General features: G+C 69.1%; 11 protein-coding genes. 4 read left to right on the top strand and 7 right to left on the bottom strand.

Annotated features, from left to right (window positions below; genetic code table 11):
* Nucleotides 1–94: 94 nt before the first annotated feature.
* Nucleotides 95–409 (top strand): hypothetical protein, encoded by a 315-nt coding sequence (locus ACYVF6_RS19440; protein ID WP_460523241.1) that lies wholly within the window; start codon nt 95–97, stop codon nt 407–409.
* Nucleotides 410–431: 22 nt separating this feature from the next.
* Here the strand turns inward: ACYVF6_RS19440 and ACYVF6_RS19435 are convergent, their stop codons facing one another.
* Both ACYVF6_RS19435 and ACYVF6_RS19430 read right to left on the bottom strand, forming a co-directional pair.
* The gene (locus tag ACYVF6_RS19435; protein WP_460523239.1) at nt 432–1,271 is read right to left on the bottom strand and encodes an alpha/beta fold hydrolase; all 840 of its coding nucleotides are present in this window, start codon (nt 1,269–1,271) and stop codon (nt 432–434) included.
* On the bottom strand, nt 1,268–1,975 hold the full coding sequence (locus ACYVF6_RS19430) for a DUF899 domain-containing protein (RefSeq protein ID WP_460523237.1): 708 nt from the start codon (nt 1,973–1,975) through the stop codon (nt 1,268–1,270). Before ACYVF6_RS19430 ends, ACYVF6_RS19435 begins: the two co-directional genes overlap by 4 nt.
* Nucleotides 1,976–2,214: 239 nt before the next feature.
* Between ACYVF6_RS19430 and ACYVF6_RS19425 the strand changes: the two genes are divergently transcribed.
* Entirely contained in the window at nt 2,215–2,994 is a 780-nt protein-coding gene (locus tag ACYVF6_RS19425) for an SDR family NAD(P)-dependent oxidoreductase (RefSeq protein ID WP_460523235.1), read from the top strand.
* A gap of 19 nt (nt 2,995–3,013) precedes the next feature.
* On the opposite strand, the gene ACYVF6_RS19420 is transcribed toward ACYVF6_RS19425, so the two are convergent.
* Both ACYVF6_RS19420 and ACYVF6_RS19415 read right to left on the bottom strand, forming a co-directional pair.
* Nucleotides 3,014–4,240, bottom strand: coding sequence for a lanthionine synthetase C family protein (locus ACYVF6_RS19420; RefSeq protein WP_460523233.1), 1,227 nt, complete (start codon nt 4,238–4,240; stop codon nt 3,014–3,016).
* A complete protein-coding gene (locus tag ACYVF6_RS19415; protein ID WP_460523231.1) occupies nt 4,237–7,206 on the bottom strand; it encodes a lantibiotic dehydratase in 2,970 nt (989 codons plus the stop codon). The genes ACYVF6_RS19420 and ACYVF6_RS19415 overlap by 4 nt, the downstream gene beginning before the upstream one ends.
* 134 nt (nt 7,207–7,340) lie before the next feature.
* Here ACYVF6_RS19415 and ACYVF6_RS19410 point away from each other — a divergent pair, with 134 nt between their 5' ends.
* Nucleotides 7,341–7,487 carry a hypothetical protein gene (locus tag ACYVF6_RS19410; protein WP_460523229.1) on the top strand — a complete coding sequence of 49 codons (147 nt, stop codon included), beginning with the start codon at nt 7,341–7,343 and terminating at the stop codon, nt 7,485–7,487.
* Between the two features lie 278 nt (nt 7,488–7,765).
* Here ACYVF6_RS19410 and ACYVF6_RS19405 read toward each other — a convergent pair whose 3' ends face one another.
* Together ACYVF6_RS19405 and ACYVF6_RS19400 are read right to left on the bottom strand one after the other, a co-directional pair.
* Nucleotides 7,766–8,752 carry an aldo/keto reductase gene (locus ACYVF6_RS19405; RefSeq protein ID WP_460523227.1) on the bottom strand — a complete coding sequence of 329 codons (987 nt, stop codon included), beginning with the start codon at nt 8,750–8,752 and terminating at the stop codon, nt 7,766–7,768.
* 260 nt (nt 8,753–9,012) lie between these two features.
* The gene (locus ACYVF6_RS19400; RefSeq protein WP_460523225.1) at nt 9,013–10,524 is read right to left on the bottom strand and encodes an FAD-dependent monooxygenase; all 1,512 of its coding nucleotides are present in this window, start codon (nt 10,522–10,524) and stop codon (nt 9,013–9,015) included.
* Between the two features lie 57 nt (nt 10,525–10,581).
* Here ACYVF6_RS19400 and ACYVF6_RS19395 point away from each other — a divergent pair, with 57 nt between their 5' ends.
* Entirely contained in the window at nt 10,582–11,187 is a 606-nt protein-coding gene (locus tag ACYVF6_RS19395; RefSeq protein ID WP_460523223.1) for a TetR/AcrR family transcriptional regulator, read from the top strand.
* Nucleotides 11,188–11,195: 8 nt separating this feature from the next.
* Here ACYVF6_RS19395 and ACYVF6_RS19390 read toward each other — a convergent pair whose 3' ends face one another.
* The gene (locus ACYVF6_RS19390; RefSeq protein ID WP_460523221.1) at nt 11,196–16,766 is read right to left on the bottom strand and encodes a WD40 repeat domain-containing protein; all 5,571 of its coding nucleotides are present in this window, start codon (nt 16,764–16,766) and stop codon (nt 11,196–11,198) included.
* Between the last annotated feature and the right edge of the window lie 83 nt (nt 16,767–16,849).

Raw genomic sequence — 16,849 nt, 5'->3', positions numbered from 1 at the left:
TGTCGGTATTTCGAGAGCACATCGTCAGCCTGGCGATCCGGTGCTAGCTTGATGAGCGCATCACTCCTGGGAAGGGCGTACTCCTGAGGAGAGGATGACCAATGGAACAACGCGATCTGACCCGGCGTGCCCTGCTGACAGCGACCGCGGCGACAGCCGGGGTGGCGGCAGCGGCTGGGTGATCCTCAGCGGCCACGACGCCGACGGCGCCGCCGGGATCAACGGCCCGATGAACCGGTGGTACGGAGGCATGGTCCACGAGCTCGGCCACGGCTTCGGCCTTCCCGACTCCACCTCCACCGACGGCACACCGATGTCCGCCTCGTTCTACAACTACCCGAACTGCCACTTCAGCCAGCAGCAGAAGGACCGGATCCGCACCGGCAGGTACGGCGGCTTCCTGTCGTGACCCGCCGGCGTCGCTGGCGCACCTAGAAGAGGTTCGGCGCCGGCGGTGAGGCGTCATCCAGGAACGCGCTCACCAACGGCGCCAGCACCTCCGACTGTCCCCAGGCGCCGATATGCGACGTCGCCGGCAGGATCACCAGGCGCGCGGCCGGAGCGTTCTGCAGCAGTCCCGTCGCTGCCGCTTCCTCGTCGCCGCCGCCGCGTAGCTTGAACATCGCCAGGGCGTGCTCCGGCCGTACGCCGTCGGCATCGCCGACGACGACCATCGTCTTCGCGGTGATCGAACGCAGCTCGGCGTCGCTGATCTGCTGGTCTTCGATGTTGAGGACCTTCATCTTCTGGATGTAGGCCTCGAACGCCGCCGCGTCCGGCGTGTGCTTCCGGAACGCCTCCTCCACCGACGTACCGGCGAACGTCGCGGCGCTGAGACCCTCGATGCCCTTCAGCACCGAGGGATACCAGCCGTCCTGGCGATAGGTGGCGGACAGCGAGACCAGCTTGCCGACAAGGTTCGGGTGCCGGATCGCGAGCTGCAGCGCGACGCCGCCGCCTTGCGAGTAGCCCATCACGTCCGCACGCTCGACGTTCAACGCGCGTAGCAACGCCGCGGCATCGTCGGCGAACTGCTCGTAGGACATCCCGCGCGACGTGTCGGGCGTACGGCCGTGCCCCTGCTGATCGAACACGATCACGGCGCGCTCGCCCGCGAACGCCGAGACCCACGCAGTGGTCGAGTCGGTGGCCATGAACCCGCCGGGGATGAGCAGCAACGGGGTTTTGCTCTGCTCGCCGTACGCCTCGTAGTAGAGGCTCAGGCCGTTGACCGGCAGGTGGCCGCTGCGCGCGGGCTTGGTCGCCGTCACGCCGGGCCTTGACCCGATCCGTAGAGCCGGGCGATGTCGGGGGAGTCGAGCCAGTTGGAGTAGGTCGACGACGTCGGCCAGCCCTCGGGGGAGTCCTGCCACTCCTCCTGGCGGCCCCAGGGCAGCAGGTCGATCAACGGGAAGGTGTGGCTGAGCTGCTCGGTGCCGCGGCCGTTGGTGTGCCAGGTGCGGTAGACCGTGTCGCCGTCGCGGAGGAACACGTTCACCGCGAAGCCCGCGCCAGGTGGCGCGTCGACGTCGGCCCCGAACGAGCTCTCGGACGAGGAGTACCACTCCATCCGGTTGCCGACCTTGGCCTTGTAGGCCAGCACTTCGTCGATCGGTCCGTTGGTGACGATGACGAAGCGGGCGTCGTAGTTGTCCAGGAAGTCCAGCCGCACGTACTGCGACGTGAACCCTGTGCAGCCACCGCACTGCCACTCCGCGCCGTCGGACCACATGTGGTTGTAGACGATGAGCTGGGATCGCCCGTCGAACACGTCGACCAGCCGGACCGGCCCGTCCGCCCCGATCAGCGTGTAGTCGGGAAGCTCGACCATCGGCAGCCTCCGCCGCTGCGCGGCGATGGCGTCCAGCTCACGCGTGGCGGCCTTCTCCCGTACCCGCAACTCGTCCAACGCGGCCCGCCACGCCCCCTGATCGACGACGGTCGGCAGGGCGCGGGCGGCGGTCTTCTCGGTCATGTGTCACTCCCGGGTTCGGATGGTTCTCTTCTTCTCTGTGTAGACCGTGAACGCCCGCGGAAATCATCGCAACCGCGCGACGTTCGCCGGGACGCGTAGATCGCCGATCACCTGCCGGCTCGACGTAGAGCACGCCGAGGGCGCGCTGCTGTCCTGGCATGAGCGATGTCCGCACTGTAGGAATGGCCACGATAAGGGACAGCGGCGCAGGCGGAGCCGCGGACGATCGGAGGACACCCGTGAACGACTTCCCGCGCGGCCTGGCCGCGTTCTCCCTGGAGGGCAAGAAGGCGCTGATCACCGGCGGTAACCGGGGTCTGGGGTTCGCGTTCACACAGGCGCTCGCCGACTGCGGCGCCTCGGTCGCCTTCCTGGCCCGCGACGCGGCCGCCAACGAGGCGGCGGTCAAGCGCCTGGCCGACGTCGGCGTGCGGGCCCACGCCATCCGCGCCGACCTGTCGAACGACGACGAGGTGCAGCGGGCCGTCGACGAGGCGGTCGAGGCGCTCGGCGGCCTCGACATCGTGGTGAACAACGCCGGCACCTGCTTCCACAACCCAGCCTGGGACGCGACGGACGAGCAGTGGCAGCAGGTCTTCGACCTCAACGTACGCGCGGTGTGGAAGGTCAGCCTCGCGGCCGGGCACCACCTGCGCGCCACCGGTGGCGGGTCGATCGTCAACATCGGCTCGATCTCGGGCCTGATCGTCAACCGGCCGCAGGCACAGGCGCCCTACAACGCCTCGAAGGCCGCCGTTCACCAGCTGACGAAGTCGCTGGCCGCCGAGTGGGCGCCGCACAACATCAGGGTCAACGCCGTGGCCCCGGGCTACGTGAAGACCGAGATGGCCCCGGTCGACCGCCCCGAACTGCGCCGGATGTGGATCGAGGACGCACCCCAGCAGCGCTACGCCATGCCCGCCGAGATCGCTCCGACGGTGGTCTACCTCTGCTCACCCGCGGCAGCCTTCGTCACCGGATCGGTGCTGGTCATCGACGGCGGCTACACCGTCTACTGAGGCGCGCATCGGCAGGGAATCAGGTCAGGAGCAGGGCCAGGTCCCAGCCGGTGACCGGAGGCCGGTCCGTCGCATAGGTGTGGAGGGCGAGGGCGGTGCCCGCCGCGCCCAGGAGGAAGCCGGGGTGGCCGAAGCCGAACGGTGCCGCCGCGTCGTGCTGCTCGACCACCCGGTCGGCCAGGCCCTCGACGGCGGCAGCCAGTCGTGCGTCGCCGCTGTCGCGGGACATGCGAAGCGTGACCTGCAACAGGCCGCCCCAGCCGTGGCACAGTCCGGCGTCGGCCATGCCGAAGCCGGACCACGGCCGGGCGAGTGCGGTGGCGAGCGCGTGCACCGCCGTCGTACGCCAGGCAGGTACGTCCAGCGCCGAGCCGGCCAGCTGCAGGGCGCGCGCCAGCCCGGGCACGCCATAGCACCAACCCGGCCGGTCCCCGGATCCGCCGAGCACCGTTCCGTCCGCTGCCACAATCTCCGGCCAGGTCACCGCATCGGGCGACTGCGCGAGCAGCCAGCGCACGATACGTTCCATCGCTTCGGCCTGCCCGGGCACAAGCACGCCGTCCCGGTACGCGACCGCCAGCGCGGCCAGCACCCCTGGCACACCGTGCGCCAGCCCGAGGTTCAGATGACCGGTCCGATCATCGGGCCCGACCCAGCCGTGCTCGACGTACCACCCGGGACGCCCGTCGGCCAGCGGCCCGGCCACGGCGACCAACGCACGAACCGCCTGTTCGACAGCATCCGCCTGGCCGCCGCACGCCAGGAGCAGCCGCGTCGCGCCGGCAAGCCCACTGAGCACGTCGTACGCGGCGAACGTCGTGCCCTGTTTGCCGAGAGCCGCACGTTCCAGCTCGGCCGAGGCGGTACGAAGCACGGCCTCGGCGACCGCGGAACCGGCCTTGCCGATCAGGCCGGCGTACTCACCGGGCCGGCTGGCGGAACCGGTCGCAGCGAGCAGCAGCCCGGGCAGCCGCCCGCCGCTGAGGTGGTGCCGGCTGCCCGCCGGCTCCGGAGCCCTTGCCTGGTTGGCCGCCACCAGGTGCGCGTGCGCTGCCCTCCGGTCGCCCAGTTCCGCGTGCAGCAACGCGATTCCCGGATGTCCCTCGGCGAGGCTCGCGGGTTCCCAGCCCGGCGTCGTACGCCCGTCGACCGAACCGGCGACCGAACTGTCGACCGCGACCGCGGCCGGGTCGGCGAGTTGCTCCGCCACCAGGGCCACTACCTCGGCAGCCCGGTCCCGGCTCATCGCGTCGCCCGGTCCCGGTCGAGCCGCGCCTGCAGAGCGCCGCGAAGAACGGCGTAGGCCTCGCGCTCGAGCTCGGGATCGACTCCGGCCAACCGGTTGTGATGCATGTGCAGCAGGCTCCCCAGTGGCGACACACCGCCGGCCCGGATCGCCCTGACGACCTCGCCGTACGCCCGGATCGCGCCCGATCTCCGCTGCCAGATCGCGGCCAGCGCGGGATCCACCTTCCGATCCACGATCGTTGCCAGCGCCTGCCGGCGGACCGCCTGGAACGCGGCGTGCGAAGCATCCTTCGGGTACGCCTCGAGAAACCGGTTCCGCCAATCCGGTTCGCCGAACGCGGTCGCCAGGTCCGCCATTCCGGCGGCCACCAGCAGCCGCATCGGGAGCGGATGGGCCAGCCGCAGTGTCGCGATGGCGGCCTCGCTGTCGGCATGGAACGCCCGCTCCGCCGCCTCCAGCGCGTCGAGCCCGCCGTACCGCTCGACCTCCGGCTCGTACGTGTCGAGCACGAGCCGTTGCGCGAGGTTCGCCTCGCACAGCGAGGCCGCCCAGTCGTGTAGCAACGGCAGAACCTCTCCGTGCACACGAATCCGCACGTGCGGCTCAGGGTCGAGGTAGCGCACGAAGAACCACCGGTCGACGCTGTCCGGCAGCGCGTTCCGCAGGGCGTCGAGGCTGTGGGCGATCAGGTGCCGGTGCCGGCTCTGCGGCGCGTACAGCTTCGCGTACGTCCATTCGCCTCCGGGATAGTGCCGGCGACGACCGCTCCGCGCGGCCGGCGCGTCGCGTACGGGCGAGGGGTGACTGGAGCGCAACGTGACGACGAGCTCGTGAGCGTGCCCGCCCAGCCAGCCGGTTCCGAGCCGGCCGCCGGCAGGCGCTTCCACCAGCTTGGCGTCCGGCCTCCGGTGCAGTTCGTGCCGGAGCAGCGCCTGGTGCGGCGGCGCGTCGAGGTCGAGCCCGACCCGGTGGTCGACGACAGTGAGGTACGCACGAGCCGGCACCCGCCAGCGTTTTCGCCAAGCCTGGAAGCGTTCCAGCCATGCTTCCTCCGGCAGCGCGGGATCGGCCAGCGCCGGGTCCGGCCGCCACGACGCCGGCGACAGCACGAGCCGCCCGTAGCGTACGCGCGGCAGGAACGGCAGCACCTCGTCCACCGGACCCCAGTCGAACGCCCGGCAGCCGCGCTGCCGGGCCGCTGCCAGCTCGCGGACGAACCGGACGGCGTTGGGTGCGAGCCGGCGGGAGTCGAGCATGTGAAAGGTCGCGGGTACGACTTCCATGCCGAGCCGTTCCGACCACAGGTAGAACCGCCGGTCGTCGGCGCCGACGAGCAGCTCGTCGATGCCGAGCACTGTGGGGTCCGCGGAGTCGGCGAACACTCCGGCCGCGATGGTGTGGTCGAGCGTGCGGGGTACGCGGGCGAGGTTGGCCAGCCCTGCCCGGGCCGGCTGGAACTCCACCTGGGCGGTCACCGCGCCGGGCGGATCGGGCGGTCCCAGCTCGATACCGTCCAGCAGGTAGGCGAACCGGCCGCCGAGCGCACCGGCGCGCGGCGACAGCAGCAGCCCGCCGACCACGACCTGGAAGTCGCCGGCGTCCATCGCGGCGAGTGACTCGGCGACGACCTCGACACCGAGCTCGAGCTCACCGGGGACGCGGCTGTCGTCGTACGCGAGGAGATCGAGGGTCGCGTCGTCGAGGACCACCTCATCGGCGCCGTCGAGGGCGGCTTGCTGGGCGAGACCGCCGAGCACGCGGTCGCGGTCCTTGGGCGGCGGGGTCGCGTCGTCGAGCTCGGCAGGTGGGTCCGGGCGCGAGCTGCGCGGCAGCTCGTAACCCGCCGGCGCGTCCAGCCCGCTCACGGGATCGAGCAACTCCAGCAGCGGGATCAGCTGCGTGGTGCCGTACCGCTCGAGGAAGGCCAGGTGGTAGTGCCGTAGGTACGCGGGTGTCTGGTCGGGTGGCGCGAGCCGGGTCAGGATCGTCGCCGCGCGCTCGACCTCGGCAGCCACGGGGACGGGAAGCGTGACTTCGGCGTCGAAGGCCAGATCGACATGAGGTTCCCGCCCGGACCTGCCGGCCCTGTGCCAGGCCGGCAGGCCGGCGCCTGAGGGCTCGGCCGCGTACGCGTGGATCGCGTCGCGTGCCCTGGTCAGCTCCGGATCGCCCGGAAGGTGGCCGAGGACGTGCTCCAGCGGATCCTTCGCGCCGGGCGGGGGCGTGAGCTCGGTCAGCAGGAGTTGCCGCTCGATCAGCTGCAGCAGGACGGGTTCGACCTTGTCGGGTGACGCCTGCTCGAACGCCTGGCACAACTGGTCGACGAGGTCGCCGAAGCGGATCGGGCGGTCGGCGAGCCGGTCGGCTTCGCGTACGAGAGGGGTGCGGCGGACCGACACCTCTCGCGCCGGCTTGCCGTCGACATCATCCGCCCCGGACACGTAGGTCAGCACGAGGCGGTCGCCGCGGACGGTGCAGAGGTTGTTGCGTACGACGCGGAGTCGGCGGACGATCGCCGGGTCACTCTCGCGACGGCGTACCACCTCGGCGAGCCAGCCCGCGTCGGCGCGGACACCCTTGCGGTGATCGTTGCCCAGGCGGGCGACGGCACGTGGCCCGAACCTTGCTCGCGCCACGCCCGCCATCAACCCGAACGGCGTGGGGCGCGTGGTCATCCGCAGCAGGTAGCTGGTGACGGCTCGCGCCGCGCGGCGTACCCTCGCCGGCTCGACCGGACGACCCGCGTGCAGCGCGTCGAGCGTGTGCGTGAGCGACGGGCTGGACACCGCGATCGCTTCCCGTACGAGCGGGTCGGCGGTCAGCTCGCGGACGTAGCGCTCGGTCGCGGCCGTGTCGTCAACGCCGAGGGATTGGAGTGTGGGCCTGGCTCGCTCCACGGGCAACGTGGTGAGCCGGAGCAGCGCCGAGGTCAGGACGGCGGTCAGGCGAGCGGGCTCCTCCATGTCCAGCCAGCGTGGCACACGTGCCAAAACTATTCGCCGGACTTGTCGTGAAAATCGCGACCGACTTGCCCCGCCGGTCCGCTCCGGCCTGCATGGTAGAGAGCGGAAACCGGTTAGCGAGAAAGGTGATGCCGATGAATGCCGTCAGCGAACCGATCACGGACCTGTTCGACCTGGAGCTCGAACTGATCGAGGAAACCCCTTCCGACGGGAAGGAGCGCTGCCTGCGCACCTCGTACCAGTCGTCGTGCGGTGGACCGCTCTGCCGCCTGCAGGCGTAGGTCCTCGAGTCGTAACTCGCAACTCGTAACCGCCGCGCCCGCCGGGGATGGTCCTGGCGGGCGCGGTGCCGCGGCCCTTCCGTCTCTGGTCAGGCAAGCGTCGCGGCGAGGATGCGGGCAGGGTCGGGAAGTGCGAGGCAGGCGGGGGACATCCCTTGGTTATGTCGCAGCCGAACCGGCGTGCGCGTTCACTGCCGCGGTACGTAACGCAGGAGACGGTTGACGCCGTAAACCGCGTGCGCGGCGTTGAGCTCACCACCAAACGTCGACGGCGGTGTTCAGTGCTGTGACGTGTCGAGCGCCTTCAGGGCGGTCTGGATCTGGCTCATCTCCGCGTCGCTGAGTGGACCGTGTCCGATCGCTCCGGCGTTGTCCTGGGCTTGCGCGACGGTCCGGATGCCGGGGATGGGCACGAAGGTCGAGCTCCGCGCGAGCAACCAGCACAGCGCGCCCTGGGCGAGCGTCCGGCCCTGGCTGGTGAGGATGTCGCGGATCTGCTCGAGCGCGTCGAGGATGCGTCCTTCCTTGCCTGCGAAGTCGAACCGCCGGCGGATGTCGTCGGCGGCGAACGTGGAGGTCCGGGTGAACTTCCCTGTGAGCGCGCCCATCGCCAGCGGACCGCGGTTGATGCCGGCGAGGTTCTCTGCCTCGAGCAGGTCGACCATGGCGGGGTTGTCGTCGACGACGTTGGCATGCAGTTGGATGGCGGTGCAGTTCGGGCTGCGGGCGAACACCTTGGCACGTTCCGGGTCGTCCGTACTCCAGCCGAACGACCGGATCTTGCCCGCGGCGACCAGGTCGTCGAGCGTGGCGGCGACCTCCTGCGCTTGTACGGGGTCGTAGTCGCCGAGGTGGAACTGGTAGAGGTCGATCGCGTCGGTGCCCAGCCGGGCAAGGCTCTGGTCGCACTGCTGCCGGATCGAGGCGGGTGAGGCATCGCGGCCGATCGCCTGCCTGGTCGACTCGTCGAACAGGTTGCCGAACTTCGTGGCGACCACTACGTCGTCCCACCTGCCAGCCAGCGCCCGCCCGACGACCCGTTCGCTGTGGCCGCCGCCATAGCCGTTGGCGGTGTCGAAGAACGTGATTCCGGCGTCGATCGCGGCGTGGATCGCCGCGATCGACTCGTTGTCGTCGACCTTTCCCCAGCCGGTCGGGTTGCCGTCCCGGAAGGCCGGGCCACCGATGGCCCAGCAGCCGAAGCCGATCGGGCTGACGGTGCGGCCGCTACGGCCGAGCGTCCGGGTCGGGGTCGGGGTTGTCATCGAGCCTCCATCGGGTGTCATGGCCAAGAGGTGGCACTACGCCTTCCAGCATGCAGCCTGGAGTGCACTCGAAGGCAAACGGGCTCAGTCCTGGACGGGCTTCCCCTCGAGTACGAAGGCCGAGACATCGTTGCCTGCTTCTTCGACCGCATCTTCGGCGCTACCTCGATCGCCTCCTCGCCTCGAGGATCTGGGATAGACAGCTGCGCGTGGCCCGATGCCGCACCTCGACGCTTGCACGCTCACCACGGACGGCCGTCTCAGCCTCCGGTGCTGGTGGTCAGTGCGGAGTGGAGGTCGGCCGCGGGACGGCTGGACGCGGTGGCGGTGCGCCAGGCGATGTGGCCGTCGGGGCGGACGAGGACAGCGCCGTCGGGCGAGATGCCGTACAGCTCGGGCCAGGTGGGTTCGGCGATGACATGGATGTCGAGGGGCAGGTCGGAGCGGGCGGCGGCTTCGCGCCAGGGGCGGCCGGGCGGGGCCGTCAGCAGGACGAACTGGCGGTCGAACAGGTCGATGGTGGATGTGCCGTCGGCCAGCCACAGGTGTGGGGCGCGGCAGCCGGGCGCGGCGGTTGGCTGGTAGTCGGCGCCGGGTGGATCGGCGTCGGGGCTGCCGTCGCCGACGATGACCGGCGACACGTACTGGTAGCCCAGGTCGATCTGGGCGAGGCTGCGTCCGTTGAACGGCGTCGTGTCCCCGCTGAAGATCCGTGCCCATGCGGTGCCGGTTTCCTCGGCGTTGCGCTGTCCGACCGCTTCTCGTTCGGTGGCGTAGCTGTCGAGCAGCTTGTCATCGCCGTGTCCGTGGGCGACGGCGGCGAGCTTCCAGGCGAGGTTGTGCACGTCGTGCATCGCCGCACTGACTCCTGTGGCACCGGCGGGCGGGAAGCGGTGCGCGGCATCGCCGGCCAGGAACACCGGGCCGTGTGCGTACTGCGCGGCGGACTGGGCGGCCGCGGTCCAGGGGCTGGTGGCCAGTACGTCCACGTTCAGTTCGGGGAGGCCGAGGACTTCGCGGATGACCGTCGCGGGTTCGTCGCCGGCAGCGATCGGCCCGGGCCGGCTGATCACCCAACGGTCGTCGGCGTGGGTCCAGATCAGCGCGGATCCGGTGGCGGTGAGGAAGTAGATTCCCCGCGGGCGGGCACCGGTGAGACGACGGAGGTCGGCTCGGAACGCGATCATCGTCTGCCGGCCCAGATCGGCGGGGCCGTTCATCGCGATGCCGAGTTGCCGGCGGATGCCACTGTGGGCCCCGTCGGCGGCGATCATCCAGCGCGCTCGAACCTCGATCCGGCGGCCGGAGCCCTGCTCGAACACGGTCGCCCGTACGCCGGCATCGCAGGTCTGGAACGACTCCAGCTGTGCACCCATCCGCAGCTGCCCTGCCTGGTTGCCGCGGACGTGCTCGCGCAGCACCGACTCGAACACGTCCTGGGAGACCGACAGTCCTTCACACGGGCTCACCTGGCTGCCGCCGTGCGAGGGCACGTCCTCCCCGACAGCCGGGCCGGTGAGGTCCGCCCGCCACTCCGCCCCGGGTGTGATCGGCAACTCGACCGCGCGCAGGTCGGGTTCGACGCCAAGGACCCTCAGGATCTCCATGGCCCGCGAGTGCACCCCGCGAGCCCGAGGCAACGCCGATCCGGTCAGGCGTTTGTCGATCAACAGCGACTCGACGCCGTGCCGGGACAGCAGCAGCGATGCGGTCAATCCGGCCGGGCCGCCTCCCACGATCAGCACCGGCGTCTCGAAGATATCCGAAGCCATAGTCCCACTCCTTTCATCATAGCGTGACTATGATTTCTAGAGTGATACTCTCCAGAGGTGGTTGTCAAGAGGGAACGGCCGACCCACCGGCAGCGTCAGGCGATGGCCACCAAGGAGCAGATCGCCAAGGCCGCGCGCGCCCAGTTCGCCGCACACGGCTACGTACGGACCACCATCGCCGCGATCGCCGAAGCCGCGGACATACCTGCACCGACGATCTACTCCGCGTTCGGCAGCAAGGCCGCGATCCTCCAGGCCATCGCCTGGGAAGCCGCCGGAAGCCTCGACATCGACCAGGCCCACGACCAGGCCCTCGCCCAACCCGACCCGAAAGCCGGACTGCGCCTGGCCGCGAACATCCAACGCCGGCAGTTCGAGCTGATGTACGACGTGATCGACATCTACCAGACAGCCGCCCGTACCGACCCCGACATCGCCGCGGACCTCCAGCGCATCCTGGTCAACCGCGAGCGCGCGTTCCGCCGCCACCTCGACGCCATCGCCTCCCACCTCGCGGTCAGCGTCAACGACGGCGTCGACATCTACCTCACCCTCGTCCTGCCCGAGGTCTACCGCACCCTCGTCCTCGAACGCGGCTGGACCGCCGACCGCTACGAAACCTGGCTGGCCGCCAACCTCGTCCACCAACTCCTCGCGACTTGAGCCACGTGTCAGGTTGGGTTGGGAAGGTCGCTTAGTGTCCGGGCGAGCACGATCTGGTCGAACATCGCGCCGTCCCCGCTGGTCAGCAGCGACAGGCATCGGATGGGTGGTGGCGCGCCGTTGCAGACGGCCCACAGGTCGACGGTCACGACGCTCCATGCGGTCGATGGCGTCCCGGGCACTGTGTGCTCGCCGGCTTTGGTGTAGTCGGGGAAGCTGGCGTCGCCGATGGACACAGCGGTTGCCCGGCCGGGCCATTCGAGACCGAGTAGGAGGCTCATGCCGTTGGTCGCGGAGGTTTTCGCGCGCCATGCGAACTGCAGGTAGCGATACTGGCCTGGTTGGGGCTGTTCGGTGATGTCGAAGTTCCAGTTGGGGATGGCGTGGCCGAACGGTGGAACGTAGGCCGGTCCGCTTTGCCCGGCTGTTTTCAGCTCGAGGCACTTGCCGCCGGAGTAGGCGTCGGTGTAGCGGAAGGCGCTGGGTCCGATGCCGACGAGTGCCTTGACGTCGGACTCCTGTTCGTCGAAGAGCACGGCGAGCGGGCGTCTGGCGACTACGTCGGGATGGGAGCAACCGAGTTGTTGCCCGTGGAAAACCAGTTCTCCCAGCCGGATGTTGCCGGAGGGCCAGCCACCGCCACCGGTGGTGGCGAACCGGAATCGTGCGGCCTCGACTGGCTGTGGCAGGGCGTGGCTGTGGTACTGCGCGTCGGACAACAGGTAGGGCCCGTCACGCCAGGTTTCGGTGACGGGGTCCCACCACTGCAACCGCACGTCACGTAGCCAGGACTCCGGATGGGCAGGGTCCTCGACGAAGGTGATTCCGTCCAGCCGGATCTGGGTGCGGAAGGTGTCGACGGTGATGGTCAGCTTGTCGTGCCAGCCGCTGTCGACCTTGCCGACCGCCCACCACGGTAGCCACGGTTTTGGTGGAGGATCGGTCTTCCCGTCACGTAGGAGGTCGAGCGGGTTCTGCCAATCCAGTCTTGTCGGTTGGACGCCGGCGTGGAGTTCGGCATAGACGAGGGCGCGGGTATCGAGGACCAGGTTGGGGCTGAGCGGCATCGTCGTTGTGGCGTTGCCCCATCCTGTCTTGCGGATCGTCGGTGTTGGATCTGGCGCGCGTAGCCCGGCGGCTGCGTTTCGTTCCGCTGGTCGCAGCCGGCGTTCCCAGGTTGGCGTCAGATCTGCGTTCAGACGCATGACGCGGCCCATCCAGGTGGCCACGAGGAGATCCCCGCCCGGCAGCCAGGCCGGTACGGGCAAGGCCTGCAGGTCTCGTTCGGTCAGCACCGAGCCGGTCCTGTTCAGAACGATCAGCGTGCCGAGTTCGCTGCCGACCGCGATTCGTGTTCCGTCCGGCGAGATGCGTGGCCGGCGAAGGTGGTCGTCGCCGGTGTAGGCCCACAGCAGGCCGCCGTCGGTGTCGAACACACGAAGCTGCCTGCTGGCCGTGACGGCGATCAGCGTGCCGTCGCCGGACAAGGCGAGCTCGTCGACCGCGGCCGGAATGGTGTTGACCAGCTCACCGTCGCGGATGACGAAGATCCGTCCGCCGTCGGTGTCGGACCAGAAGACGGCAGTACCGCCGTCAGCGCAGGCGAGGCCGCCGAGCAGGTCGCCGGAGGTCACAACTGAGAGGGACCACAGGGTTGTGCCGTCTGTGGCGCTGAGGCCCGAGATCGTGCCGCCCGTGCAGGTGATCAGCGTGGACTCGTCGAGGGCGAGCAACCGATACGGAGCCCTGCCGTGTGGCCAGCCCTCGTGTGACCAGAGCTCGGTTCCCGACTCGGTCCAGACGGTTGTTCCGAGATCGCCGGAGGTGGCGATCCAGGAGCGGCTGGGTGGTGCTGCGAAGTTGTTCAGGCCGAGGTCGTAGCCCCATTCGCCGGAGGCCCAGTCTGTGCCGCGCTTCGGTAGCCCGAACAGCGCGAAACGGCGCTGTAGTTCTCCGGCGTCGTCGAGGAGGTAGAGGTGGTAGCCCTCCGCCGCGGAGAGGTCGAAGCCCTGCACGGTGAATCCGGGGGCGTGCGCGGCGGGAGCGAACGTGAAGAAGTGCCCTGCCTTGCGCCGCCAGGTGGTTTGGCCAGTGGTCAGGTCGAGGCCGTAGAGGTTGTGGTCCCAGTTGAAGCAGTTCACCAGCGCTGTGTGCCCGTCGTCGCTGATGGCGATGTCGCGGGCGTGTGGCCCGAAGCGGTCCTCGAGGGCAGGGCTCGGCGCCGGCAGGTTGTGGTAGCCCGGCGGCAAAATGGCGTAGAGCCTGGCCGGGATCGTACGCAGATCGGCGGTGATCGTGCCGTTTCGCGGCTGGACGACCTTTCCGGCCAGGACGTCCAGCACCTTGTGTCCAGGCGGCACGGGCAATGCCAGGTTCGCCATCACCGGCACCCTGTGGGTGATCAGCAGGCTCACCCGCCAGGCCAGTCCGGGTTCCCAGTCCAGCAACGTGTTGTTGACCGCCCAGATGTAACGGATGTCGCCGGCCTGCCGTTCGGTGAGCATCACTTCGGGCTGGTCGCAGCTGGCGACCGGTGCGACCTGGGTCCCCCAGGCTTCGCGGAGTGCCGTGGCGTGGTCGAGGAAGTGTCGCCTGAATCTCGCGTAGGCGCTGTCGTCCTGTAGCGCGGGTGGGTCGTTCTTGATCCGGTCGAACGTCACCGGTAGCCGATTGAACCGGGCAACCAGTTCGGGACGGCAGGTGCCGTCGTACCAGACCGAAACGCCGGCATCGACCGCCGCCTGAAGTGCTTCCGCGAGCGCCGGGTCGAGCTCGACCCGTTGACCGACCAGGAGCACCACGGAGAATCCGGTCAGCGACTGCGCAGTGGCGTCCTCGGCGAAGACGAACGCTGCTGGGCGATGTGCGTAGAGGCAGGCGTTGTATGCCTCGAACAGCGCGTCGAAGTAGGCGCTGCGGATCTGACCGTCCCAGATCTCGATGCGCTGCATCCTGGTCGACACCACGATCGCGACACGGTTGATGCTCCTCGCCTGGGCAACGGCAGACCCGTGCTCACGGAAGACGTCGTAAGCAGCGCGCAGGACCGATGTCTTGCCAGCGCCACCTGAACGGGGATCGCCGGGCCGTGGGCCGGTGCCGCCCGAACGCCAGTCTGGAAGCGGTACCGCGTGCGAGCCACCGTGGTTGCCGCTGGCGTCTCCGGACGCACCGACCCCGTCGGCGCCACACATCATCATCTGGAACAGCGTCGGAAGGAACATCCCGCCGGTGCCGTCGTCGTTACCGAGCTCAGGGTGTCCCCATGCGGGCTTGCCCGGTCGTTTGTAGAAGTCGACCTGATGGGGTGTGATCTGCGGCGGCTGCAGTTGTTCTGCCTGGTAGTGCAGATCCACCTCGTCGACGTTGGCGAAGATGACGGCAGGCGGAGTCTGCGGCGACGGGTAGGGCGCGCTCATCGCGCTGAGCTTGCCTGGTGCGACCGACTCCAGCGCCGCGCGGAATCGCCGCTCCGCGTCGACCTTGAGCGCGAACGTACGGTCGGACACCGTGTCGAGTACGGCTGACCAGGCGCCGGTGTCCCGTGCCGCGGTGAGCGCGGCCTCGTAAGCGGCACGTTCAGCGGGATCAGCGGCGGCATCGGCGCCGGGCTTCGCCAGCCACCAGTTGGCGGCCCAGCTCCAGCCACGGAACGCGGCGTAGGGGAGGAGGTGCCTCGTGATCGCCTCGAGGTCGGCCTCCATGTTCTCTGGTGTGCGGGGGTCGTACAGCGTGCCGAGCGGAAGACCGGCGTCGTTGAACAGCAGGATCGGCTGTTCCTCGATGCCGTGCGCGCCGTAGCCGGCGATCGCGCGGCTGGTCGGGTCCTCGAAGACCGCCTTCTCCGGTGCGACCGCTGTCGGATCGGCGCTCAGCCGATCCACAGTGGTGGAATCGGCCGGAGTGGGCGTCAACCTGGTCTTCCACGACAACCAGTTGGAGCCGATCCTGTCGACGAACAAGTTGATCCCGAGCTGCCGGGCTCGGTTGAGATGGTCTGCGGTCGTTTCCGGGAGATCGGCGAACGGGAGCAAGGACGGACTGCCTGTAGGGGTTTGCTTGCCCGGATCGCGGACGTCCGTGATCGGCATGCTGTCGCTGTAGTCGCCGTGCTGCACGAGGTGGAAGCTTGGCCGCTCGGACAGCCCGGCGCCGATCTCGAGGTATTGCGGCGCCACGGTGCAGCCAGGGACATCGGCGTCGAGGACGTACCGTCCAGGCTCCAGTTCGGCGGTGAACGCCGCATCGAACGCTGCTTCGCCACGTCCGTCACGAAGCACGACAGCACGCTGCCCGGCCTGGTGATCATCGCGCATCAGCCGCACCGGCACCGAGGAGGGGACCGACTGGTCAGCCGCCGTGCGGGCAACCACGGTGAACGGGATCGGTTCGCCCTTGCCGTAGTAGAAACGGTTCAGGGGAGTGAACAGCGACACCGTGCCGGTCGTCCCAGGCGTCCGTACCTCCAGTACGCCGTCCACAGCGTAGTCACTGAATCGCCCATCCAGGCCTGGGCTGACACGCAGGTGGTAGAGCCCGCGTGCGTCGGCGGACGGCGTCACTCGCCCTCGCACGACTGGGAGCTCACGGAACTCCGGTACACCCAGCGGGCGAATCCAGGCGCGCAACTGCGGGTTCGTCCGCCACGAACCGGCATCGAACGAGATGGTCAGGGGGACCGGGCTGCCCGCGGTGCAGACCGCGGACGGGTAGGTCACGCGTAGCCGTTCGACATCCGCCGGAACGCTGCGGAGCAAAGCGCCGGTGTTGGCGTCGTACACCTCGAACAACGTCGTTGGATCAGCCCGCTTCACCACCAGTTCCGAACCGTGCACCCGTAGGCCGGTCACGGCTTTCGCCTGCGTGCCACCGGTCAGGGTGAGCGTCCCTGCGGACACGCCGGCGGTGTCGAAGATCTGCAGCAGGTTCGCCGATGACAGGACGTGGAGCCGCCCCTCGGCGTCGAGGTCGAATCCGCCGAACATGTCACCGGCTGGCCGCGCGGCCGCGCTCCACAGCGGCGTGCCGTCGAAGCCGGACACCCACACCTTCCCAGACGGCCACGCGGTGTAGAGCCGTGCTTGATCCTCCAGAACTCGAAGGCCAACCGCGCCGGCTGGGCGAGGCTCGCCAAGCTGCGCGAGAGAGTAGGCCGCGGCGACGCCACCTGCCGGTTGGAGTCGTAGTACCCGAAGCCGATACTGGTCGATCCCGTAGAAGTCGCCAGACAGTCCGGCTTGCACATCAGACGGTGCCGCGTATCCGACCTCGTCACTGGTCAGGAAGTCCGTAGCTCGTCCGATTGGCCCGAAATCCGTTCCCCACAACGCGATCTGGTGCGGGAAGTGGACTTCCGCGGTGGCGATCACGCCGTCGGCATTCGCGGTGATCGCCGCTGCCGAGTAACCGACCTTGCCGGCCAACCGAGCAGAACCATCCGCCGACACACGTAACGCCTGCCCAACCGGATACGGCGCACTGCTGACAAGATAGACGTTCCCATCCCGGCCAAGCCCGAGCCGAGCCTGCTCGACATTGAAGTTCGGGTGATGCCGGGAAACAACCTGCTCCAAGATCATGACAGTCCTGTCCAGAGATCCACACCGATAAGGATGCGTGAATCTCACTCTGTCGACGGCTAAGGGCGTAGGCCAGAACTCAG

It is taken from the genome of Flindersiella endophytica, assembly GCF_054779015.1.
The sequence above is the reverse complement of the archived record's forward strand: the minus strand, read 5'-3'. Positions and strand labels throughout refer to the sequence as shown.